Source organism: Sphingomonas sp. IC4-52, from assembly GCF_020707225.1.
In the GTDB taxonomy this organism is placed as follows: domain Bacteria; phylum Pseudomonadota; class Alphaproteobacteria; order Sphingomonadales; family Sphingomonadaceae; genus Sphingomonas.
The window spans coordinates 70,765-92,791 of record NZ_JAJFEU010000001.1; the positions used below are offsets into that span (position 1 = coordinate 70,765).

General features: G+C 65.4%; 16 protein-coding genes. 6 read left to right on the top strand and 10 right to left on the bottom strand.

Going from position 1 to position 22,027, the window contains the following annotated elements:
• The 6 genes from treY to LK535_RS00330 form a co-directional block, all read right to left on the bottom strand.
• On the bottom strand, window positions 1-2,340 hold the full coding sequence (treY, locus tag LK535_RS00305) for a malto-oligosyltrehalose synthase (protein WP_227769913.1): 2,340 nt from the start codon (window positions 2,338-2,340) through the stop codon (window positions 1-3).
• Complete coding sequence (gene malQ / locus LK535_RS00310) at window positions 2,337-4,208, bottom strand: 4-alpha-glucanotransferase (RefSeq protein ID WP_227769914.1); 1,872 nt, start codon at window positions 4,206-4,208, stop codon at window positions 2,337-2,339. The genes treY and malQ overlap by 4 nt, the downstream gene beginning before the upstream one ends.
• Window positions 4,205-5,902, bottom strand: a complete 1,698-nt coding sequence (treZ, locus tag LK535_RS00315; RefSeq protein WP_227769915.1) for a malto-oligosyltrehalose trehalohydrolase — start codon at window positions 5,900-5,902, stop codon at window positions 4,205-4,207. The genes malQ and treZ overlap by 4 nt, the downstream gene beginning before the upstream one ends.
• Entirely contained in the window at window positions 5,890-7,992 is a 2,103-nt protein-coding gene (glgX, locus tag LK535_RS00320) for a glycogen debranching protein GlgX (protein WP_227769916.1), read from the bottom strand. Before glgX ends, treZ begins: the two co-directional genes overlap by 13 nt.
• Before the next feature lie 82 nt (window positions 7,993-8,074).
• Window positions 8,075-8,434, bottom strand: a complete 360-nt coding sequence (locus LK535_RS00325) for a DUF2934 domain-containing protein (RefSeq protein WP_227769917.1) — start codon at window positions 8,432-8,434, stop codon at window positions 8,075-8,077.
• 105 nt (window positions 8,435-8,539) lie between these two features.
• Window positions 8,540-8,959: a PilZ domain-containing protein gene (locus LK535_RS00330; RefSeq protein WP_227769918.1), complete on the bottom strand. Its 420-nt coding sequence runs from the start codon at window positions 8,957-8,959 to the stop codon at window positions 8,540-8,542.
• Window positions 8,960-9,078: 119 nt separating this feature from the next.
• On the opposite strand from LK535_RS00330, the gene LK535_RS00335 reads away from it, so the two are divergent.
• Window positions 9,079-11,259 carry a TonB-dependent receptor gene (locus tag LK535_RS00335; protein ID WP_227769919.1) on the top strand — a complete coding sequence of 727 codons (2,181 nt, stop codon included), beginning with the start codon at window positions 9,079-9,081 and terminating at the stop codon, window positions 11,257-11,259.
• Window positions 11,260-11,316: 57 nt separating this feature from the next.
• Here LK535_RS00335 and LK535_RS00340 read toward each other — a convergent pair whose 3' ends face one another.
• From LK535_RS00340 to LK535_RS00350, 3 genes are all read right to left on the bottom strand, one after another.
• Entirely contained in the window at window positions 11,317-12,840 is a 1,524-nt protein-coding gene (locus LK535_RS00340) for a CpaF family protein (protein ID WP_227769920.1), read from the bottom strand.
• Between the two features lie 163 nt (window positions 12,841-13,003).
• Entirely contained in the window at window positions 13,004-14,041 is a 1,038-nt protein-coding gene (ada, locus tag LK535_RS00345; RefSeq protein WP_227769921.1) for a bifunctional DNA-binding transcriptional regulator/O6-methylguanine-DNA methyltransferase Ada, read from the bottom strand.
• A 61-nt stretch (window positions 14,042-14,102) separates the two neighbouring features.
• Window positions 14,103-15,590, bottom strand: coding sequence for a hypothetical protein (locus tag LK535_RS00350; RefSeq protein WP_227769922.1), 1,488 nt, complete (start codon window positions 15,588-15,590; stop codon window positions 14,103-14,105).
• 115 nt (window positions 15,591-15,705) lie between these two features.
• Here LK535_RS00350 and LK535_RS00355 point away from each other — a divergent pair, with 115 nt between their 5' ends.
• Together LK535_RS00355 and LK535_RS00360 are read left to right on the top strand one after the other, a co-directional pair.
• On the top strand, window positions 15,706-16,485 hold the full coding sequence (locus LK535_RS00355) for an enoyl-CoA hydratase (RefSeq protein WP_227769923.1): 780 nt from the start codon (window positions 15,706-15,708) through the stop codon (window positions 16,483-16,485).
• Between the two features lie 61 nt (window positions 16,486-16,546).
• Window positions 16,547-18,070 carry a hypothetical protein gene (locus LK535_RS00360; protein WP_227769924.1) on the top strand — a complete coding sequence of 508 codons (1,524 nt, stop codon included), beginning with the start codon at window positions 16,547-16,549 and terminating at the stop codon, window positions 18,068-18,070.
• Between the two features lie 43 nt (window positions 18,071-18,113).
• Here LK535_RS00360 and LK535_RS00365 read toward each other — a convergent pair whose 3' ends face one another.
• Window positions 18,114-18,791, bottom strand: a complete 678-nt coding sequence (locus tag LK535_RS00365) for a dienelactone hydrolase family protein (protein ID WP_227769925.1) — start codon at window positions 18,789-18,791, stop codon at window positions 18,114-18,116.
• Between the two features lie 135 nt (window positions 18,792-18,926).
• Here LK535_RS00365 and LK535_RS00370 point away from each other — a divergent pair, with 135 nt between their 5' ends.
• The 3 genes from LK535_RS00370 to LK535_RS00380 all read left to right on the top strand — a co-directional run bounded on the left by LK535_RS00370 (window position 18,927) and on the right by LK535_RS00380 (window position 22,025).
• Window positions 18,927-19,496, top strand: coding sequence for a F0F1 ATP synthase subunit delta (locus tag LK535_RS00370; RefSeq protein WP_227769926.1), 570 nt, complete (start codon window positions 18,927-18,929; stop codon window positions 19,494-19,496).
• A 3-nt stretch (window positions 19,497-19,499) separates the two neighbouring features.
• On the top strand, window positions 19,500-21,029 hold the full coding sequence (gene atpA / locus LK535_RS00375; protein ID WP_227769927.1) for a F0F1 ATP synthase subunit alpha: 1,530 nt from the start codon (window positions 19,500-19,502) through the stop codon (window positions 21,027-21,029).
• Between the two features lie 114 nt (window positions 21,030-21,143).
• On the top strand, window positions 21,144-22,025 hold the full coding sequence (locus LK535_RS00380; RefSeq protein ID WP_227769928.1) for a F0F1 ATP synthase subunit gamma: 882 nt from the start codon (window positions 21,144-21,146) through the stop codon (window positions 22,023-22,025).
• Window positions 22,026-22,027 lie beyond the last annotated feature (2 nt).

Consider the following 22,027-nt stretch of genomic DNA (forward strand, 5'->3'; position numbering starts at 1 on the left):
TCAGGCGATCTCGAACCAGACCGGTGATTGGGCGAACAGCGCGGCGGCAGGGCAACGGGTACCGGACGGGAACGTGATCGAGGCGCTCGCGGGCGGTGTTCCATTCAGTGCGACGGCGCAGCGCAGTGACGCGCCTCCGTGTTGTCGTTCGAAGGCTAGCAGACGCGAGGGCCCAGCGCCCTCTACCGTGGCTGGCTCATAGCTGCCGCTTGCGAACAGATCCGGGTATCGTCGACGCGCGCTGAGCAGATCGCACAGCAGCTGGAGCTTGGGTGGCGGTGCGTCCAGGGCTGTGATGCGGGCGGTGTAATCGACCGGGCGTCGATTGTCTGGATCTACGAGGCTCAGATCCGCGAACTCATTCCCCTGATAAAGATCCGGCACGCCGGGTAGGGTGTACCGGAGCGCCACCTGGATGAGGCTGTTGCGGGCTGTAGCCGGCTCGATCTCGGCTAGAAAGGACTGCATGGAGGCGACAAACCGACTGTCTCCGATCAGCTTTCCGACCAGATCGTTGCAGCGGTCTTCATAATCTTCGTTCGGTGCCTCCCAGGAGGAGCGCAACTTGGCTTCCCGAAGCGCCTTGGTCTGCCAGGCGGAGATGCGGTCGGCGAAATCCTCTTCCGGCGAATCTGGCCAAGCGCCCAATAGCGACTGGAACAGCATGTAGCGGTCTGCCCGATCGACGCCGTCGGCATGGTCGGCGGCGATCCGCTCCCACTCCATCGCGATTGCCTGCCATCGCGCCGGCATCTCGCTGAGCACGGCGAGCCGCGCGCGGGTGTCTTCGCCGCGCTTGTGATCGTGAGTGGCAGTCGTCAGCATGGCGTGCGGCCAATCGCGGGCGCGCGCCTCCATCCGTTGATGGAAGGCGGCGGGAGAAACCGACATGCATCCTGCATCGAAACCGACGTCGTTGCGCGAAAGAAGCCGGCCGTAGCGATAGAAGGCGGTGTCCTCGAGCGCCTTGGCAGCGATGGGCGCGGAGAGTTGCTGGAAACGGCGGACCGCTTCTGCCCTGAGTGCAGCATCTCCTGCCCCGTGCCCCGCGAGCCAATCGAGGATCATGTCCGTGACCTCGGTTTCCCCGGGCGGCACATGCGGCCGGACGCGATCGCGCACCGCATCGCGTACAGCCTGATCGCTGGCAGGCGCATCGGGGCCATAGGTTCGATACACGGGAAACACCCATAGCAGTCGTTCGACGGCCCGGCGGAGCATCGAGCGGGTGACCCCGTCCGGCGCGATCGCGACGAAGGCGTCGACACAGCTTTCCAGCTGGCCCGTGAACTGCCAGGCGAGCAATTGCTGACGAGCGAGCAATTCCTCCGGCTCGAGATCCGGTGAGCGGCCGCTCACCTCCCGCCACATCTCACCAAGTGGCGCCGCGCCGGCGGGATCGTGGAGAAGTGCGGCCACTTCTTCCATGAAATCATAGCCACTTGTGCCATGTACCTGCCATTCAGACGAAAGGAGCTCGCCCGGTCCCAGGATTTTTTCGATCACGATCCAGGGCGGGCCCGGCGGCGCGTCCGCAGGGCGGACCTGTGCTTCCAACCGCTCCCGCAGCTTGCGGCAATATCCCAGCGGGTCTGTCAGCCCGTCGACGTGATCCACGCGAACGCCGTCGATCAGCCCCTCGCCATAGAGACGGAGGTAGAGCGCGTGGGTAAGGTCAAAAACGCCCGGGTCCTCGACCCGAACGCCGGCGAGTTCGTTGATGGCGAAGAAGCGTCGCCAGTTGAGTTCATCATTGGCCGTGCGCCACAAGGCCGGCCGGTAGTGCTGGCGGTCGAGCAGCGCCTCGATCGGCGCCTGATCGGGCGCATCCTGATCTTCGTCGCGGAGTGGAAAGCGCTTGTCGCCATAAGCGACGAGCCACCATCGCTCCTCATGCCGCTCCACCGTAAGCGCGCCGTTCGCGAGTGCCTCGGAGAGCGAAATGCCGAGGACGGGAAGCAGGATCGGACGCGACCAGTCGATGTCGAACACGTCGGCATATTGGCTGTCGCGGCCGTGGCGCAGCACGTCGTTCCACCAAGCGTTTGTGTCGCCGGCGACACCCATGTGATTGGGAACGATGTCGATGATGATCCCCATGCTGCGGGCGCGCAACGCCGCCGCGAGGCGTCGAAAGCCTTCCTCCCCGCCGAGCTCCGGATTGATGCGCGTGGGATCGATCACGTCATAGCCGTGCCTGGAGCCCGGAGCCGCGGTGGTGACAGGTGAGGCATAGACGTGACTGATGCCGAGCCGGTCCAGATACGGCAGGATCGCCTCGGCATCGGCGAAGGTGAAATCCTTGTGAAACTGCAGGCGGTAGGTGGCGCGAGGGATCATCCAGGCCTCTTCTCGGAAAGCATGTGGGTACGGCGTTGAACGTCCGGTCGGGCGAGAAGGGCTGAGGTGGCAGCTGGCATACGGCGGCGCCAGTTCGGGTGCTGGTCGGTGGTGCCAGGGAGGTTCGGTTGCTCTTCGAGGCCGAGGAGATCTTCCATCGGGAATACCGCGAGCGTGGCAGGCGCTTCTGCGACGGCTTCCATGATCTCATCTAGGGGCGGGGTAAGCTGATCTTTGTATATCCCAATGGCTTGCGACATGGAGCTGCGTTCTTCTCTGCGCTGCGTCGACGAGGCGGGATCAGTTACGCCACTGATCCTGGTACGCCATTCCAGGTCGCGGCCTTTCCACCAGCCAGCCACGGTGGGCGTGTCGTGCGTGCCGGTCATGGCAACGGCGTCGGCATCCCACTTAGCAGGCGGAACGAACTCGCCCTCGGTGTCACGTTCGAAAGGAAGAACCCGCATGCCCAGCATGCCGCGTCGAGAGAGATCGTTGCGCAGCCCAGGCGGGACCGTCCCCAGATCCTCCGCGATGACGATGGTATTGGCGCGATATGCCTCGATTGCCACGATATTCTTCAGCGTGTCGCCCGGCATGGTGAGATAGGCGCCATCCGCGGCGGTGCCGCCGTCGGGCACGATCCAGAGGTGGTCCAGGCCAATGGCGTGATCGATGCGAAGGCCGCCGGCGTGTCGAAGAGCAGTGCGTATGGTATTGATAAACGAAGAAAAGTCGGTGCGTTGAAGCGCGTAGGGGTCGAGTGCGGAGATCCCCCAGTTCTGGCCGTCCGGGCCGAGCGGATCGGGGGGTGCACCGATGGAGACGCCGCTGAGCAGATCGGAGCGCCGGCTCCAGCCGTGGCTGCCAGCGCGGTCGGTGCCGACGGCCAGGTCTGCGATCAAGCCGATCGCCATCTGTTTACGGGCAGCCTTCTGAGCGTGTTCAAGGCCTTGGTCGGCCAACCACTGAAGGAATATGAAGAAGGATATTTCATCCGCATGTTCGGTGGCGAAGCGTTGAACGGCGGGGCTCGCGGGATCCTGGAACTCGGTCGGCCAATCGGGCCAGCCGGCGCCGCCCAGCCGGCAGTGCAGCGCATCAAAACGGGCGTGCGCGGCTAAATCCGGCCCCTTCTCGGCCGCGAATGCAGTAACCGCGGCCTGTAGGCGGAGATTTTCGGCCAGATACACTCGGCGAAGGTGCGTGAGCCGCGCCGATAGCGCGTTGGGCCAGTCGATGAGGTCGCCGGACTGCTCATCAGGGAAGGGAGCACCGACCAGCGACGGATCGGCGAGCATCGCATTGTGGAACAGCCGCGAAGAGGGTGCATAGGGGCTGAAGCGATGCGGATCGGCCGGAAAGAGCGCGTGGGTCGGGCTGATCGCCAGGGCGGCAGCGCCCGCGCGGCCGAAGGCAGCGGCGGCGTCCGCCAGCGTGCCGTAGTCACCGAAGGCGGATGCGCGCTGATCGCGGAGCGAGGGGATCTGCACCGACACGCCCCAACTGCGTCCGCTCGGCTGCGGACAGCGCGGGGGAGCGATGGCGATCGTGTAGCGATGCCTTCCGATCGACAGCGTATGATAGCCGATGACGTCGAGAGGTGCGGCCACGCCCGCCTCGGACACCGGCAGCGGGCGCGTGGTTCCATCCTCCAACACCAGATCAGCCATCCCTGCCGAAGCCCCCGGCAAGAGAATAGGAGCGCCCACCGTCGCCGATACGAACGGCTGCTCGGCAGGTGTCATGTCGAGACGCGAAAGCAGCGCCTCCAACACCGAGTCGGCAACCTGTTGCGGTCGGCCGCTCGCGTCGGTCCAATCCCGTTTCAGGCCAGCGGCGGCGGCGGCGGCATGAAGATCGGTCATTCTATCCAGGCCGCGAAGCGATCGTCGGTCATGAAGATCGGTGTCGTGTCCGAGGCTGGCCACGCTGCGGCGGGTGTGTCCGCAAGGTCGATCGCAATGGTCAGGCGAGCGCCATTGCCGAGGCGCCAGCGAGCGACCACGGCCGCATCGCCCACGGCCTCCGCGCCGATGGCGGTGGCGTCGGCGAGATGTTGAACGAGCCGCTCCCGGCGCAGGCGCAGCAGATCCTGATAGAAGGCCCGCCAGACCAACGCGTCGGCGCCAGGGAGCGGAAGGGACGCTTCAAAGGTCGACGGCGCGTTGGGATCGGGAATGCGCTCGCGAGCCTTCGGATCGGCGAAGGCCGCGAACTTGGCGAATTCGCGGCGGCGGCCTTCACGAACGGCCTCGGCCAGCTCGTCCTGAAAATCGGTGAAGAACAGGAACGGGGTTTCGCTGCCTTCCTCCTCACCCATGAAAAGCAACGGGATCTGCGGCGCGAGCAGCATCAAGGCGATGGCGGCGCGCAGCTTGCCGGAATCGGTGAGGAGGGTCAGCCGCTCGCCCATCGCGCGGTTGCCGACCTGATCGTGGTTCTGAAGGAAGCTGACGAAGCGGGTCGGGGGCAAATGCCCGCTCGGCGTGCCGCGAAGTTTGCCGTCGTGATTGGGCGAGGGATCGCCCTGGTAGATGAACCCTTCGGCGAGGCAGCGGGCGAGATGCTCCGCCGGACGATCGGCGAAGTCGCCGTAATAGGCGCTGGTTTCGCCGGTCAGCAGGACGTGGAGGACGTTGTGGAAATCGTCGTTCCACTGCGCGTCATAAGCGTCGGCGTGGAGGCGACCGGCGTCGTTATGTTCGTTTTCGAGAACCAGGTGGACGTGGCGATTTGGCAAGGCCGCCCGGATCTCGGCAGCCATGGCGTCGAGGAACGCAGGGTTGTCGATGGCGTGGACGGCATCGAAGCGCAGGCCATCAAAGCGATAGTCGCGAAGCCACATCAAAGCATTGTCGATGAAGAAGCGCGCGACGGCTGGCTCATCCACCGCAACCGCCCCGCCCCAAGGCGTGACGACATCGCGATGGAAGAAGCGATCGGCATAGAGGCCGAGGTAGTTACCGTCGGGGCCGAAGTGATTGTAGACCACGTCGAGGAAGACGCTGAGGCCGAGTTCGTGCGCCGCGTCGACGAGGGCGCGCAGTTCGTCGGGCGAGCCATAAGCTTCATGGACGGCGTAGGGCAGGACGCCGTCATAGCCCCATCCGCGGTCCCCCGCGAACGCGTTGATCGGCATGAGCTGGATTGCAGTGACGCCAAGCGCGGCAATGGCGGGCAGGCGCTGCAGGACGCCGCTGAACCCGCCGAGCACGCCGGCGTGCAACTCCATGATCACCATCTCGTGCCACGGGCGACCGCGCCAGTCGGGCGTTCGCCAGTCATAGGTGTGATCGGGAACGACGCTGTGACCGTGAACGCCGCCCTGCTGGCGGCGCGAGGCGGGATCGGGAACTGCCGTATCGCCGATCCGGAAGCGGTAGCGCGTGCCGGCGCCAGCGGCATGATCGATGAAGTGCCAGCCGTCGCCCTGCGAGGTCATCGGCAGGTGCTCGCCGTCGCACTCCAGCGCGATTTGCGGAGCACCGGGCGCCCACAGGCGAAAGCGCGTGCCGCCGTCCGCCAGCGGCTCCGGCCCCCAGGACGTCACGCGTCCCATGCGCTGGTCCAGGTGAGGAGCACGGCGCCTTGCGGTGCAACCTCATATTCGTTGCCGATTTCCAGTTCGCCCTGATCGGGCTTGGCGCTGTCGATCAGGATGATGCGCCGGGTTTCGGGTGGAGGGAGGTGGAAGGTGATCGGATCCTCGCTGGCATTGAGGAGGAGCGAGACCGCCTCCACCTCGCCGGCCTCTGTGCGGGTGGCACGGCGCATCATCAGCGCGCGGCCTTCCGGGTTTTGCCAATCCGCGTCGCTCAGCCGCTCACCGCGCTCATCCCACCATTCGACATCGTTGACGCCGTGGCCGGGCGAGTCCTGGCCGTAAAGGAAGGTCGGCGCGCGCAGCACGGGGTAGCGGCGGCGAAGCTCGGTCAGGCGGGCGGTGAAATCGATTTGCTGCTGCCCCTCGGGCGTTGCGGCGGCGGTCCAGTCGAGCCAGCTTATCTCATTATCCTGGCAATAGGCGTTGTTGTTGCCTTGCTGTGTGCGGCCGAATTCGTCGCCGGCGACCAGCATCGGCGTGCCGAGCGAGGCGAGCAAGGTGGTCAGCATCGAGCGCATGACGCGGCCGCGGGCGTCGTTGATCGCGGGATCGTCGGTCGGCCCCTCCGCGCCCCAGTTGCGGGAATGGTTGTTGTCGTGGCCGTCGCGGTTGTCTTCGCCATTCGCCTCATTGTGGCGATGTTCGTACATCACCGTGTCGGCGAGGGTGAAGCCGTCATGCGCGACAAGGAAGTTGACGCTGGCCCATGGGCGGCGCGAGCGGCGGTCGAAGAGGTCGCCCGAGCCAGACAGGCGGGCGGCGAGATCGCCGCGCGTGCCGGGATCACCCTTCCAATAGCTGCGCACGGTGTCGCGGTATTTGTCGTTCCACTCGGCGAAACCGGGCGGGAAATGGCCGAGCTGATAGCCGCCGGGGCCGACATCCCATGGCTCTGCGATCAGCTTCAGCCGGCTGAGGACCGGGTCCTGGCGCACGACATCGAAGAAGGCGGCGCCGGGATCGAAGCCGGTCGCCTCGCGCCCGAGGGTGAGGCCGAGATCGAAGCGGAAGCCGTCGATGCCGAAGCTGGTCGCCCAATAGCGCAAGCTGTCGGCGACCATCTGGATCACGCGCGCCTTGCTCATGTTGAGCGTGTTGCCGGTGCCGGTGTCGTTGATCGTATAGCGCGGATTGTCGGCGACGAGGCGATAGTAACTGGCGTTGTCGAGGCCGCGCCAGGAGAGCGTCGGCCCCTTTTCGGAACCCTCGCAGGTGTGGTTGTACACCACGTCCATGATGACTTCGATCCCGGCCTGATGAAGGCGGAACACGGCTCGGCGAAGCTCGTCCTGCTGGTCGCGCGCCATATAGGCCTGTTCGGGGGCGAAGAAGCCGAGCGTGTTATAGCCCCAGTAATTCCTGAGGCCCTTTTCCTGCAGGAAGCGATCCTGCGTGAACGACTGGATCGGCAGCAGCTCGATCGCGGTGACGCCGAGCCGCTGGAGGTGGCGGATGACGGCGGGGTGGCCGAGCGCCGCATAGGTGCCGCGATCGCGCGCGGGCACTTCCTCCATCAGCTTGGTCAGGCCCTTGACGTGCGCCTCGTAGATGACGGTTTCCGACCAGGGCGTGTTGGGGCGGCGATCGCGTGACCAATCCCAATGATCGTCGACCACCACCGCCTTTGGCATGGCGGCGGCGCTGTCACGCTTGTCGAAGCTCAGATCCTCGCGGCGGGAGCCGATGCGATAGCCGTGGAGCGCGTCCGTCCAGCGGATCTGGCCGTGGAGCTTTCGCGCATAGGGATCGAGCAGCAGCTTGTTGGGATTGAAGCGGTGGCCAGCCTCCGGCTCATAGCGGCCGTGCGCGCGATAGCCGTAGAGAAGGCCAGGCTCGACGTCAGGCAGATAGCCGTGGAACACCTCATCAGTGCACTCGGGCAGCCAGAAGCGCTTGATCTCGCGCTTGCCGGCGGGATCGAAGATGCACAGCTCGATCGCATCGGCATTGGCGGAAAAGACGGCAAAATTGACGCCAAGGCCATCGAAGGTGGCGCCCAGCGGGTGGGGGGAGCCGGGCTGGAGCCGGTCAACGGTGAATGGCAAGCGTGCGGCCTCGCGATGGTAGCGGGCAGGGTGAAGCCTCCACCCCGCCGCAGTCGGTCATGGATAGGGGCGGCGGGCGGGGTTAGTCGGAAACCTTGATCCCGCCCTTCGATTTGCGGCCCTTCGGGGCAGGCGCGACAGGCTGACCGGCCGCGGCAGCGATGCCGCTGGTCTCCGGTACCTCGGCGGCGCCGGCCTTGCCCTGATCGGTGGCTTCGGTACCGGTGAGCGACGCATCCGCGCGGCCGGTGTCCTCAGGCTCGCCGAACGGCAGATCCTCGGCGCTGTCCGAGATCAGTTCGTCGTTCTCAGCGGCATCGTTGCCTGAAAGCTCCGCCTCGGCGCGGGACCAGTGATCCTGTTCGCGGCCCGAGGGTTCGCCCTCGTCCTGCCAAATGCGATATGCCCGTTCCCTGATCTGCCGCTCACGATCGTCAGCCATCGCCATTTTCCCTGCCGTTTGCCGTGAAACGCGTTTCCGGCGGAATCGACCCCACGTGGCGGAGAAAATGTCAGTGCTGATCGGCAGTCTGCCGGAGGCGTGGTCCTAGCGGCGATACGGGCTGTTGAGGTTGGGCACCCATCCGGCGGTGGGGGCATTGACGCTCAGGTCTCGCGATTGGCCGCGGAAGGGCTGAGGCGCGACGGCGGCCTTCGCGCGCGCCGCCTCCGGATCGATGGGCTCGACGAACTTCAGGCCGGCAAGGCTATCGCGTGTCCAGACCACCGTTGCGCCGACGGCATCCAGCGCACCCACGCTGACGAGAACGGTGGCGCCTTCCCTAAAGCCGGCGGCCTGATCGATCCGCACGCCGCCGGTGGAAAGATCGCGTACGCGATGGCGGGTCGGCTTCTTTCCGCCGAAATGCTCCACCGTTGCGCTCAGAAACACGCTGTGGCGCGGCGCGCGCGGCTTCTGGTCCGCGGCGTCGCTGGCCTGCTCTTCGGAAGGGTTTGCCTCCGTCATACCTTTCAGTTGGGGGGTCGATAACCTGTCTGCAAGCGGCGGCGGAAACGTGAAAATGAGTATTGTGATGTTATTACGTACCCGTTAACCGGGCGCCGAACGGATCATTGGGGGTTTGGGTGAAAGTAAACGCGATCCTGTTGGCGGGAACGGCTCTGTTCAGCATTCCCGCTTATGCGCAGTCGAGCGATCAGCCGGCTACGAACAAGTCGGCCCATGTCGATGCCGATCCCGAAATCGTCATCACCGCGCCATTTGTTCGTGATCTCAACCTGCTGGCCGGCAAGTCGGTGATCACCGGCGACGAGCTGGTTCGCGACATCCGCCCGCAGATCGGCGAGACGCTGACCAGCCAGCCGGGCGTGTCCGCCACGTCGTTCGGCCCGGGCGCCTCCCGCCCGGTGCTGCGCGGGTTCCAGGGCGAGCGCGTGCGCGTGCTGACCGATGGGCTCGGCTCGCTCGACGTGTCGAATACCTCAACCGACCATGGCGTGACGATCGATCCGCTGACCGCCGAGCGCATCGAGGTGCTGCGTGGACCGGCGGTGCTGCTGTTCGGGAGCCAGGCGATCGGCGGTGCCGTGAACGTGATCGACCGGCGCATCCCGCGAGCGGTGCCGGAGAAGGGCTATCACGTCGACGCGATCGGCACCTATGGTTCGGCAGCGGATGAGCGCAGCGCCGGCGCTGGTCTGGACGTCGCGCTGTCCGACCAGATCGTCGCGCATGTCGACGGCAGTTATCGCAAGTCCGACGACCTGCGCATCGGCGGCTACCAACTCGCGCCCGGCCTTCGCCGCGAACAGCTGGCGATCGCAGCGGAGGAGGCCGAGGAAGGACACGCAGCCGAAGCCGCCGAGGCGACCGCGCGGGCCAATCGACGTGGCCGCGTGCCGAACAGTGGCACTGAAACCTATACGCTAGGTGCGGGGCTGGGACTGATCAACGAGGGCGGAAGCCTGGGGTTCTCGGTCGGCTATTACGACAGCAAATATGGCGTGCCGGAACGCCCCGGTGCCGGCCACCACCATGACGACGGCCATGACCACGACGACGATCATGACCATGACCATGAAGAAGAAGGCCATGATCACGGCGATGTGACGATCGCCGTCAAGCAGCTGCGCGCGGACATGCGCGGCGAAGTGAATGTGAATGGCGACTTCCTGGACAAGATCCGGATCCGGGCCGGCTTTGCCGACTACAAGCACACCGAGTTCGAAGGCGCCGAGGTCGGCACGGTGTTCAACTCCCAGGCATTCGAAGGCCGGCTAGAACTGGTGCAGGCGGATCGCGACGGATGGCGCGGCGTCACCGGCTTTCAGGGCTTTACCCGCGACTTCTCCGCGATCGGGGCAGAAGCGTTCGTGCCGCCCAATGTGACCGACCAATACGGCGTGTTCACGTTGCAGGAGATCAATCGCGGGAATTGGGAATTTGAGTTCGCCGGCCGCTACGAACATGCCGCGGTGCGCGCGGGAGCAGTTCGGGTCGGGCTGGACGAGGATGCCCCGCCAGTCTCGGTCAGCCGCGGGTTCGATTCATTCTCCGGCGCGCTCGGCTTCTCCTATGCAGTGGCGCCGGAGGTCAGGATCGGCATCAACGGATCGCGCGCGGTGCGTGCGCCGTCGGCGGAGGAATTGTTCTCCAACGGGCCGCATATCGCCACCCAGGCGTTCGAGGTTGGCAACCCCAACTTCAAGACCGAGAAGAGCTGGGGCCTGGAGCTATATGCGCGCGGCAGTACCGGGCCGGTGCAGTTCCAGGTGAGCGGCTATGCCACGTGGTTCGACGATTATATTTATGAGAACGCGACTGGCCTGGAGCGCGACGAACTGCCGCTGTTCCAGTATTTCCAGGCGGGCGCGCGCTATTATGGCTTTGAAGGCGAGCTGAGCGCGGACCTGATCCGAACGAGCGGGTTCGAACTGGATGGCAATCTGGTCGCCGATTACGTCAACGCGAAGCTGACCAACAATGGCGGTGCGGTTCCGCGTATTCCGCCGCTGCGCGTGCTGGGCGGACTAACGGCGCGGATGGGAGACTTCGGCGGACGCGTCGAGGTGGAGCATGTCACGGCGCAAAACCGGATCGCGAGCTTCGAGACGCGGACCGACGATTTCACGCTCGTGAACGCGTCGCTTTCCTTCAAGCCATTCGGCCGGGAGAGCGAAACGACGCTGATCCTTTCGGCGAACAACATCTTCGACGTCGATGCGCGCCGGCATGCGTCGTTCACGAAGGATTATGTGCCGCTCGCCGGCCGGGACATCCGGGTTGCGGCTCGGGTAAGCTTCTGACGATCGCGGAGGCGGCGTGTTCGCGCCGCCTCCGGTGATCCGCAGCTTAAGGACGCGTCAGAGGCAGGCTTCGAGGAACGCCTGGTCGAAGCCGAACTGCTTGGCCTTGTCGATCGTGTACGGCCGAAGGCCCATCGCGCGATATTCGCCGATGATCTTTCCGTCGGCGGTCTCATCGAGATATTCGAACTTGAAGAGCTCCTGCGTCACGATGACGGGGCCTTCCATGCCGATCACCTCGGTGACGTTGGTAACGCGGCGCGACCCGTCGCGCAGGCGCTTCACCTGAATGATCATGTCGACCGAATCCGCGATTTGACGGCTGATCGCTTCCTTGGGCACCTTGATGTCCGACATCATCACCATGTTCTCCATACGCGCCAGCGCCTCACGCGGGCTGTTGGAGTGGAGCGTGCACATCGAGCCATCGTGGCCGGTGTTCATCGCCGAGAGCATGTCGAAACACTCGGCGCCGCGGATTTCGCCCAGGATGATGCGATCCGGTCGCATACGCAGCGCGTTCTTGACGAGATCGCGGATCGAGATTTCGCCCTGACCCTCAAGGTTGGCGGGGCGGGTTTCGAGCGGCAGCCAGTGCGGCTGTTGCAGGCGAAGCTCGGCTGCGTCCTCGATCGTCAGCACGCGCTCACCCGGGTCGATCATCTTCGACAGGGCGTTGAGCATCGTCGTCTTGCCCGAGCCGGTGCCGCCGGAGATGACGATGTTGAAGCGGCAGGCGCCGGCGATCTTCAGCGCGGTCGCCATCTTGGGCGACATCGAACCGAAGCCGGCCATCATGTCGAGGGTGATCGGCTTGGCGGAAAACTTACGGATCGAGATGGCGGTGCCGCGCAAGCTGAGCGGGGGCACGATCACGTTGACGCGGCTGCCGTCCTTGAGGCGGGCGTCGGCGAGCGGCGTGGTCTGGTCGACGCGGCGACCCACCGAGTTGCAGATGCGCTGCGCGATCTGGAACAAATGCTCCTCGTCGCGGAACTGAATGTGCGCGAGCTGGAGCTTGCCCTTTTTTTCGATGAAGGTCTGGTCCGGGCCGTTGACCATTATGTCCGAAATTTCGGGGTCGGCGAGCAGCTCCTCTAGCGGACCGAGGCCAAGGAGCTCGTCCACCAGCACCTTTTCCAGCGCGAATTGCTCACGGCGGTTGAGGGTCAGCTTCAGTTCGGCGAGCACTTCGCCGATGATCGGGCGGAATTCCTCCGCCAGCTCGTCCTTGCCGAGCGTGGCAGCAGCTTCTGGATCAACGCGCTCAAGAAGGCGCGGGAGCACCTGTTCCTTGATCTTGTGGATCGAGGATTCGAAGCCCTCGACGCGGCTGTTGCCGGCTTCCCCGGAGGCGGCCTGACGCTCGGCCAGGCGCTGCATCGCGTCCATCTGGACGGCGGGGATGGTGCCGAAATTATCCGGTGCGGCAATCTCCCCCGGCAGGGGGAGCGCGTCGAGCGAGGGGAATTGCTCACCGCCGTGATCAGGGCGCGGCGCACCGCCCTGCATCGGACGGGCCACGCCGAAACCCGGCCGCGAGCCCGTACCCACATTATTACGACGCCCGAATGCGTTCATTTGACCAACAATCCTGCTGTCTGCACCATCAATCTACGCGCGAAGGCTTTACGTTTACCTAAACGTGCGGCCAGGCGGGCGGTGCCGGCAGAGGGGCCGCGGCAGGGTAAGACCAGGCGCCGGCTTAAAGACCAGGGCGACTTCGGGTAGCGGATCGGCTGGCTCACTCAGCCCGATCACGCTCCCGATCGAGCAGGATCTGCTTGCGCTCGGCGCCGAAGGCATAGCCGCCGATCGCGCCATCCGCCCGGGTTACGCGATGACAGGGGATCAGCACGGGAACGTGGTTTGCGCCACATGCCGAGCCGGCGGCGCGAACGGCACCCGGACGGCCGGCAAGAGCGGCAAGATCCGCATAGGATCTGGTCTCGCCCGGCGGAATGGTTCGGAGCGCTTGCCAGATTGCCTCCTGAAAGGCGGTGCCGCGCACGTCGAGGGGCAGGGTGAGGTCGCGTCCGGGGCGCTCCACGGCGGCCACCACTTGCGCCGCCAGCGCGGCCAGCGACTCGCCTCCGGCTGCGATCTCCGCCGCCGGAAAGCGCGCGCGCAGGGCGCTGTCGTTCTCATCGAAAGCGATCCGGCAAATCCCGCGCTCCGTCGCTGCGACCAGCATCGGGCCAAGGCTGGTGGTTGCGATGGTCCAGCGGATGGTGACTCCAGCGCCGCCGCGCACCCAAGCGCTTGGCGCCATGCCGAGCCGTTGCGCCCCGTGCGCATAAAAGCGGCTTGGGGAGGAATAGCCGGCCTCGTAGATGGCTTGGGTAATGGTGGCGCCCTCGCTCAGCGCCTCGGCGGCGCGCCTCGACTTCAGCGCGCGCGCCCAGGCCGCAGGGGTGACGCCGGTCGCGCGCTTGAAGAGGCGGTGGAAGTGATGCGGGGCATAGCCCACCGCTGCCGCAAGATCTTCGAGCCCAGGACCGGTCTCCGCCGCCTCCATGAGCGCGATCGCCCCAGCGACGGCGACGCGGTCCCGCGCCTCGTCGTCGGGGCAGCAGCGCAGACACGCGCGAAAGCCCGCGGCGCGTGCCTGCGCCGGATCGGGATAGAAGCTGACGTTCTCACGTCGGGGATGCCGCGCCGGGCAGCTCGGCTTGCAATAGATGCCGGTGGTGCGCACCGCGACGACGAAGCGCCCGTCCGCCTGCCGATCGCGTGCGGCGAAGGCGGCCCAGGCGCTCTGGTGATCGATCGTGTCGCTCATGCCTGCCGATCTAGCGTGCCGGGCGGCGGCGCACATCCCGTCGCTTGCGATCAAAGCGGTGCTAGAAGCCGGACATCTGAATATTGAAGTTCCGCGTCCCGCCGGCCTTCTGTGCCGCCGCCTTCACGTCAGGGCGTGTGCGCAATGTCGCTAGCGCCAAGTCGACCGGATCGCGCGGCAGCGTGTTTGGCGGGGCGTCGAAGGTGCTGAGCTCCTCCAGCGCGCCGTGGCGCTGATCCTTATTCTCCAGCCGCGCGATCATGCTGGCCGCGGCGCCGTCGAGATCGCCGCGGCACAGCTGGAGCATGGTGAGCGTGCTCGGCGCGTCGCTGCGATGTGACGCGGCATAAGCGAGATCGGCGTCAGCCACCGCCTGCTGGCCGAGTCGATGGCTGGCGCAGCCGCGCACGCCGACCACCTGCATGACGCCATAAGGGCTGGCGGTGCCGTCGCCGGCACCATCGAGTGGCTTGAGCGTCGCCATCGCGCCGGCTGGATCGCCGGTGGTGAGCTGGAGGTTGGCGAGGTTGATCGTCTGGCTGACGTTGACGGCGTTGCCTTCCCGAATCGCGCTCGCGGTGCGCAGGGCGGCGATGGCGGCGGGAACGTCGCCCGCTGCATAATGGGCGCGCGATATCTGGTCCCACCACCAGATCACATTGTCGTCGCGGTCGCTGAGCGGCGTGTCGCCCTTGATCGCCGGTTCGAGCGCACGCAGCGTCGCCAGCGCCTCCTGCGGGCGGCCGAGCAGGCGCTGGTGCTCCGCCACGTCGATCACCGGCCGGATCGCGTTGGGGAAGCGACCGACCTGGGTGCGAAGCTGCGTCAGGTAGCCCTCGGTGACGGCGCGCAGGTCGAGATCGTCGCCGAAGACGGGGCGGAAGCGGGGATCCAGACTGAGCGAGATGAGCAACGATGCATTGGTGAGGAGGCGGGCAATGGCGTTGGCCTTCTCCTGTTCCCCGGCATCCGCCAGCAGCAGGGCGTAGCGGAAGCGGAAGCCTTCGGTGCTGCCGCCGGGCTCATCGGGCCAGTAGCTGCTGTCGGCGAAGAGCGCGAGATAGCGGCGACGCAGCGCAGTCTGATTGGCGCGGCGTAGCTGCAGGTCGATGTAGTTCAGCCATGCCAGGGGGAGCCTGTTCAACATGAGCGGCCGCTCGACAGCGACCCGTTCGAACGATGTGACGGCGGCCGGCCAATCTTTCGTTCTCACCTCGCGGTCGAGCCGCACACCCCAGACGCCGTCACCGCTGCCAGCCATCGCGCTCGCTAGCATCGCGTCGGCATAGGCAGCGGCCTTGTCGGCTTCCTTGCCCGATTGTCCGAGACAGAGCGCGGAAAATTCTAGCGTGACACGGTAAACGAAGTCGTTCTGCTTGTAGTCTGGCATCGCTTTCAGGCGCGCCACCGACTCGAGCACTGCCGGGCAGTTCGGCTCATCAAACGCTGCGGTGGCTTTTTCTAGTTCCGCCATCGCAGACGGTGACGGCTCGGCCACGGCACCCAACGTCCCCGCGGCCGCAACGGCAAGCACCAACAATTTAAGCATCTGACATTCTCCCCCCGATCGCTCTCGTAGCAGCCTCGCGGTGTCGCGCCAGAGACGGAGTGGACGCTGGCGGCTCCGTCGTTACGATGCGGCGAAATAATGAGAGAGGCGAGGAATGACTGATCTGGTACTGCTGGACATCGAGGATGGTGTTGCCACGGTGACGCTGAACCGGCCGGAGGCGATGAACGCATTGTCGTCGGCGCTGCGGTCGCAGCTGTATCGCGTAATGACGCAGGTGGATGCGGACGATGCAGTACGCGCGGTGGTGCTGACCGGGGCGGGCGAGCGGGCGTTCACCGCCGGGCTGGACCTGAAGGAACTCGGATCGAAGGCGGGGGCGCTTGGCTCGGCCAACGCGACCGGGGCGGACGAGAACCCGGTCAAGGCGATCGAGCTGTGCCGCAAGCCGGTGATCGGTGCGATCAATGGCGTGGCGATCACTGGCGGCTTCGAGGTCGCGCTTGCTTGTGACATCCTAATCGCCAGCGACAAGGCGCGGTTTGCGGACACGCACGCTCGCGTCGGCGTGATGCCGGGATGGGGGCTGAGCCAGAAGCTGTCCCGTCTGATCGGCATCTCGCGCGCCAAGGAACTGTCGCTCAGTGGCAATTTCCTGGATGCCGCGACCGCGGAGCGATGGGGCCTTGTTAACCGGGTGGTGCCCGCAAGCGAATTGCTGGCAACGGCCCGTCAGCTTGCCGCGGACATCGCCTCCGCCGATGCGGACTTCATTGCCGCATACAAGAAGCTGATCGACGACGGCTTTGCCCGGCCGTTCGGCGAAGCGATGGCGTTGGAGCATGAGCGCTCGTCGGCGGCGAACCGGGCGGTCACGCCGGAGGCCGTTGAAGCGCGGCGGGCCGCCGTGCAGGCGCGCGGACGATCACAATAAGGTTTTGAGTCAGCAATTTCCGCGCTAGCCTCGTCCCCGGGGACAAAGGGGGAAGAGGACGATGATCTGGCGTGGGTTGCTGGCCCTGCTGTGTGGGCTGGCCGTGGCGCCGGCCGCGCAGGCCGAATGGCTGGAAGCGAAATCCAGGCACTTCACCTTATATTCGAACACCTCCGAGAAGGTGCTTCGGCGCCAGTCCGAGGCGCTGGAGCGCCTCGATTGGGGGCTGCGCCGGTTCCTCAAGGTGGCCGACGAGCCGGAGATCGAGTCCCGCAAGGTGACGGTGTTCCTGGTCGACGATGGCGATGTGAGGCGGCTTTGCCGGTGCACCAATGCTGCCGGCTTCTACTTGTCGCGGGTGAGCGGATCGACCGCATACAGCGCGAAGGGTGGGTGGACCGAACACAACGACTGGGGCCGGATCGTCCTGTTCCACGAATATGCCCATCACTTCCTGCTGGGCACCTACAACATTGCGTTTCCCGCCTGGTATTCCGAGGGCTTCGCCGAATTCGCCTCCACCATGCGGATCACGGAAGAAAACGCCACTATTGGCTATGCTGCGCAACATCGCGCTTACGGCCTGATGCAAGGCGAGCGGCTGTCGGCGCGCCAGATGTTCGATCCCGTGCGCAAAAGCGGGATGGACATGGACGCCTTTTACGGGCGCGGCTGGCTGATGACCCATTATTTCAGCTTCGATGGGGAGCGGAACGCGCAGTTCCTCGATTATCTCAAGGCACTGAACCAGGGCACCGGCTCGGTCGCGGCGGCGGAGCAGACGTTTGGTGATCTGAAGCTGCTGGACCGAAAGCTCTCCGGCTATCTCAACCAGCGCCGGATGCTCGGCCTGTCCATGCCGTTCGCCGGCACGCAGACCCCGCCGATCGCCATTCGCCGGTTGAGCGAGGGCGAGGCGGACCTGATTGACCTGCGCATGCAATCATTGCGCGGCGTTGATCGAGAAAGCGGTCGCAAGCTCTACGCCAAGGCGGCGCCGATCGGGGCCCGGCATGCCGACGATCCGGTGGTGCAGGGATGGCTGGCCGAAATGGCCTTTGACGCAGGCGAGGATGATGCGGCGCTTGCGGCCGCGCAAAAGGCGGTGGGGCGCGACCCGAAATCCGTGCAGGCATTGCTTTACCAGGGGCGCGTGAAGCTTCGCCAATTAGGGCAGGCGAAATCCACCGACCCGAAAGCGTGGAATGCCGCCCGCGCCAGCATCGTAAAGGCGAATCGCGCTGATCCGGACGACGCCGAACCCCTGTGGTGGTTCTGGCAGAGCTTCATCCTGCAGGGGATCGAGCCCACGCCTTCGGCGATCAAGGGGCTGCACCGCGCGCAGGAGCTCGCCCCTCAGGACAATTACGTGCGCTTCGCAGCCGCAATGGCGAGGATCGGCGCGGGCGAGATTCCGGCCGCCCAGCAGCTTCTACGGCCGCTTGCCTACAATCCCCACGCCGGGGTCGATAACCCATCCAGTCGGGTGCTGGCCGCGCTGGAGGCGGGCCTTAAGGGTGAGGAGGCCATCGCTGCGGGCGCGGGGGCGGCGAATGGTGAGGAGGAAAGCGCCGGGGAAAAGTGAACCTGGCGCTTCTAACAGATGACGATGGCGGCGGAGCGCTGGATCAGCCGCCATTCTCACGAAACAGCGTGAGGGTGCGATCCCGGGCGAGCTCCGCCGATGGCTCGTGATAATCCTTGCGGCGATCCGAATTGAAGCCGTGACCGGCTTCATAGACGTGCACTTCGGCGAGCGTGAAATCCTTGGCGATGACCGACTCCACGCCCTCCATCGGGATTCCTCGATCGTAGCGCCCGAAATGAGCGATCACCGGCACGCGCGGCGCCGCTTCAGCAGCGAAGGCGGGCACCATGCTGCCGTAATAAGCGGAAGCGGCCGCGACGCCGTCCAGCTTGGTCGCCGCAGCCCAGGCGATGGAGCCACCATAGCAATAGCCCACCACGAACACCGGCCCCTTGTCGCGCAGGGCATCAATGCAGGTCTGCGTGTCCTTCAACGACAAGTCGAACGGATGCAGCGTACGCGCGAGCTCAACAGCGCGTTCGAAATCGGGGCCGGTATAGCCCGCCTCAAATCCGGGGTGCTCACGATCGAAAAGCGCGGGGGACAGAACCTCATAGCCTTCGCTGGCATAATCGTCGGCCATCTCACGAATATGCTCGGTAACCCCAAAGATCTCCTGCACCAGCACCACGCCGCCGCGACGCTCGCCCACGGCAGGTGCATGGTAGACGGCGATGTTCGCACCGTCGCTCATCGCCATCCGGATCATTTCGCCCATCGTCACCCTCTCGTTACAGCTTGTTGCATCAACGCTACCCCTTTGCTACGCGCCGGCCAACCCAAGCGACGGCGCCGTTCGCGCGCCGTGTTTTCGCATGGGGGTTACTCTTAGTGCGAACGGGGATCGAATCGCGTGGATGGTTCCAGCGGTAATCTAGGCAGCAGCATCCAGGCGAGCCTGGGCGGGCGTTATGCGACCGCGCTGTTCGACCTCGCCGAACAGGCGAAGACGATCGATACGGTGGAGGCGAGCCTGGCAAAGGTTCGCACCGCGCTCGATCAATCGGATGATTTCAAGGCGCTGACGACGTCGCCGGTGGTGGCGCGCGATGCAGCCAGCAAGGCCGTGCTCGCCACGGCGGACGAGCTGGGTGTCGACGCGACAACCCGCAATTTCCTGGGCGTGCTGGCGCAGAACCGCCGCCTGGCGGAGCTGCCCGCGATCATCCGCGCGTTTCGCACGCTCGCCGCGCGTCATCGCGGCGAAGTGACCGCCGAAGTGACCAGCGCCCACGCGTTGACCGACGATCAGGTCGCCGAGCTGAAGCAGCAGCTTCGCCAACGCGTCGGCCGCGAAGTGTCGGTCGATTTGGCGGTCGACCCCGCGCTCCTTGGCGGGCTCGTCGTCCGCATCGGTTCTCAGATGATCGATTCGTCGATCCGTACCCGCTTGAATGCGCTCGCCAGCGCGATGAAAGGCTAAGTGATGGATATCCGCGCCGCAGAAATCTCGAAGGTCATCAAGGACCAGATCGCCAATTTCGGCACCGAGGCCCAGGTCAGCGAGACCGGCCAGGTGCTCAGCGTCGGTGACGGCATCGCGCGCATCTACGGCCTCGACAACGTCCAGGCGGGCGAGATGGTCGAGTTCGCCAATGGCGTGCAGGGCATGGCCCTCAACCTGGAAGCCGACAACGTCGGTGTCGTGATCTTCGGCTCGGACGCCGAGATCAAGGAAGGCGACACCGTTCGTCGTACCGGCACCATCGTGGACGTACCGGTCGGCAAGGGCCTGCTCGGCCGCGTGGTCGACGGCCTTGGCAACCCGATCGACGGCAAGGGCCCGATCGTGTCGACCGAGCGTCGCCGCGTCGAGGTGAAGGCGCCGGGCATCATTCCGCGCAAGTCGGTGCACGAGCCCGTGCAGACCGGTCTCAAGGCGATCGACGCGCTCGTGCCGGTCGGCCGTGGCCAGCGCGAGCTGATCATCGGTGACCGTCAGACCGGCAAGTCGGCCGTCGCGATCGACACGTTCATCAACCAGCGCGAAGTGAACAAGGGCGACGACGAGTCGAAGAAGCTCTACTGCATCTACGTCGCCGTTGGTCAGAAGCGTTCGACGGTCGCTCAGCTTGTCCGCACGCTGGAAGAGAATGGCGCGATGGAATATTCCATCATCGTCGCCGCGACCGCGTCGGATCCTGCGCCGCTGCAGTTCCTTGCGCCCTATACCGGCTGCGCGATGGGTGAGTTCTTCCGCGACAACGGCATGCACGCCGTGATCGTGTATGACGATCTGTCGAAGCAGGCAGTTGCCTACCGCCAGATGTCGCTGCTGCTGCGCCGTCCGCCGGGCCGCGAAGCCTATCCGGGCGACGTGTTCTATCTCCACTCGCGCCTGCTGGAGCGTGCGGCGAAGATGAACGACGCCAATGGCAATGGCTCGCTGACCGCGCTGCCGATCATCGAGACTCAGGCGGGCGACGTGTCGGCGTACATCCCGACCAACGTGATCTCGATCACCGACGGCCAGATCTTCCTTGAAACCGACCTGTTCTTCGCTGGCATCCGCCCAGCGATCAACGTGGGTCTGTCGGTGAGCCGCGTGGGCTCGTCGGCGCAGACCAAGGCGATGAAGAAGGTGTCCGGCTCGATCAAGCTGGAGCTGGCGCAGTACCGCGAAATGGCGGCCTTCGCTCAGTTCGGTTCGGACCTCGACGCCTCGACGCAGAAGCTGCTGAACCGTGGTGCGCGCCTGACCGAGCTGCTGAAGCAGCCGCAGTTCTCGCCGCTGCCGTTCGAGGAGCAGACGGTGTCGATTTTTGCCGGCACCAACGGCTATCTCGATACCGTGCCCGTGCAGGACGTGGTTCGTTATGAGGCGGCAATGCTGGCCTTCATGCGCGACCAGCATGGCGACACGCTGAAGCTGATCCGCGACAGCCGTGATCTTGGCGACGAAGCCAAGGGCAAGGTGGTCGCTGCGCTCGACGCGTTCGCGAAGACCTTCGCGTAAGGAGTTGTGTTCCCGCGATAGGGTTCATCGAGGCAACGTCTTGATGAAGCCCGGCGCGGGAACCCGGTCTGGGCTTCCGCCGATGCGGCGGGGGCACAACAAAGTGGAAACAGAATGGCGTCGTTGAAGGCCCTCAAGATCCGCATCGGCTCGGTGAAGTCGACGCAGAAGATCACCAAGGCGATGAAGATGGTCGCCGCCGCGAAGTTGCGCCGTGCGCAGGAAGCGGCGATGGCCGGCCGGCCTTATGCCGAGCGGCTGGAGGCGGTGATGGCCAGCCTCGCATCGAAGGTGACCGTCAGCGAGAACAGCCCCAAGCTGCTCGCCGGCACCGGCAAGGATCAGGTCCACTTGCTCGTCGTCGCGACCTCGGAGCGCGGCCTGGCGGGTGCGTTCAACACCAACATCGTTCGCGCTGCCCGCAAGAAGGCCGAGGAGCTGGAGCGCGCTGGCAAGACCGTGCGCTTCTATCTCGCCGGCAAGAAGGGCCGCGTGCTGCGCCGCTTCTATCCGAACGGCATCGCTGCGGACCATGAGCTTGGCCAGCACAAGGTGCTTGGCTTCGAGCAAGCGCGCGAGATCGCCGACGATCTGATCGCCCGTTACGAAGCTGGCGAGTTCGACGTCGCGCACCTGTTCTTCGCCAAGTTCCAGTCAGCGCTGGTGCAGATCCCGACCGGGCAGCAGATCATTCCGGTGGCAGTGCCGGCCGGTGAGGTGACGACGGCCAACGACGGCGGTGCGGCGGTGGAATATGAGCCCGACGAGGAAGCGATCCTCGCCGAGCTGCTGCCGCGCAACGTCGCGATCCAGATCTTCCGCGCGATGCAGGAAAATGCCGCGTCGGAGCAGGGCAGCCGCATGACCGCGATGGACAATGCGACGCGTAACGCCGGCGATATGATCAAGCGCCTCAGCATTCAGTATAACCGCGCGCGCCAAGCAGCGATCACGACCGAGCTGGTCGAGATCATCTCGGGCGCCGAAGCGCTCTAAGT

Coding starts and splice junctions, on each gene's coding strand:
- treZ (WP_227769915.1), bottom strand. CDS start 5,902: ATGGGACGCGTGACGTCCTGGGGGCCGGAGCCGCTGGCGGACGGCGGC.
- LK535_RS00360 (WP_227769924.1), top strand. CDS start 16,547: ATGATCTGGCGTGGGTTGCTGGCCCTGCTGTGTGGGCTGGCCGTGGCG.
- malQ (WP_227769914.1), bottom strand. CDS start 4,208: ATGACCGATCTTCATGCCGCCGCCGCCGCCGCTGGCCTGAAACGGGAT.
- LK535_RS00380 (WP_227769928.1), top strand. CDS start 21,144: ATGGCGTCGTTGAAGGCCCTCAAGATCCGCATCGGCTCGGTGAAGTCG.
- LK535_RS00350 (WP_227769922.1), bottom strand. CDS start 15,590: ATGCTTAAATTGTTGGTGCTTGCCGTTGCGGCCGCGGGGACGTTGGGT.
- LK535_RS00330 (WP_227769918.1), bottom strand. CDS start 8,959: ATGACGGAGGCAAACCCTTCCGAAGAGCAGGCCAGCGACGCCGCGGAC.
- LK535_RS00325 (WP_227769917.1), bottom strand. CDS start 8,434: ATGGCTGACGATCGTGAGCGGCAGATCAGGGAACGGGCATATCGCATT.
- LK535_RS00365 (WP_227769925.1), bottom strand. CDS start 18,791: ATGGGCGAAATGATCCGGATGGCGATGAGCGACGGTGCGAACATCGCC.
- LK535_RS00355 (WP_227769923.1), top strand. CDS start 15,706: ATGACTGATCTGGTACTGCTGGACATCGAGGATGGTGTTGCCACGGTG.
- ada (WP_227769921.1), bottom strand. CDS start 14,041: ATGAGCGACACGATCGATCACCAGAGCGCCTGGGCCGCCTTCGCCGCA.
- LK535_RS00340 (WP_227769920.1), bottom strand. CDS start 12,840: ATGAACGCATTCGGGCGTCGTAATAATGTGGGTACGGGCTCGCGGCCG.
- atpA (WP_227769927.1), top strand. CDS start 19,500: ATGGATATCCGCGCCGCAGAAATCTCGAAGGTCATCAAGGACCAGATC.
- treY (WP_227769913.1), bottom strand. CDS start 2,340: ATGATCCCTCGCGCCACCTACCGCCTGCAGTTTCACAAGGATTTCACC.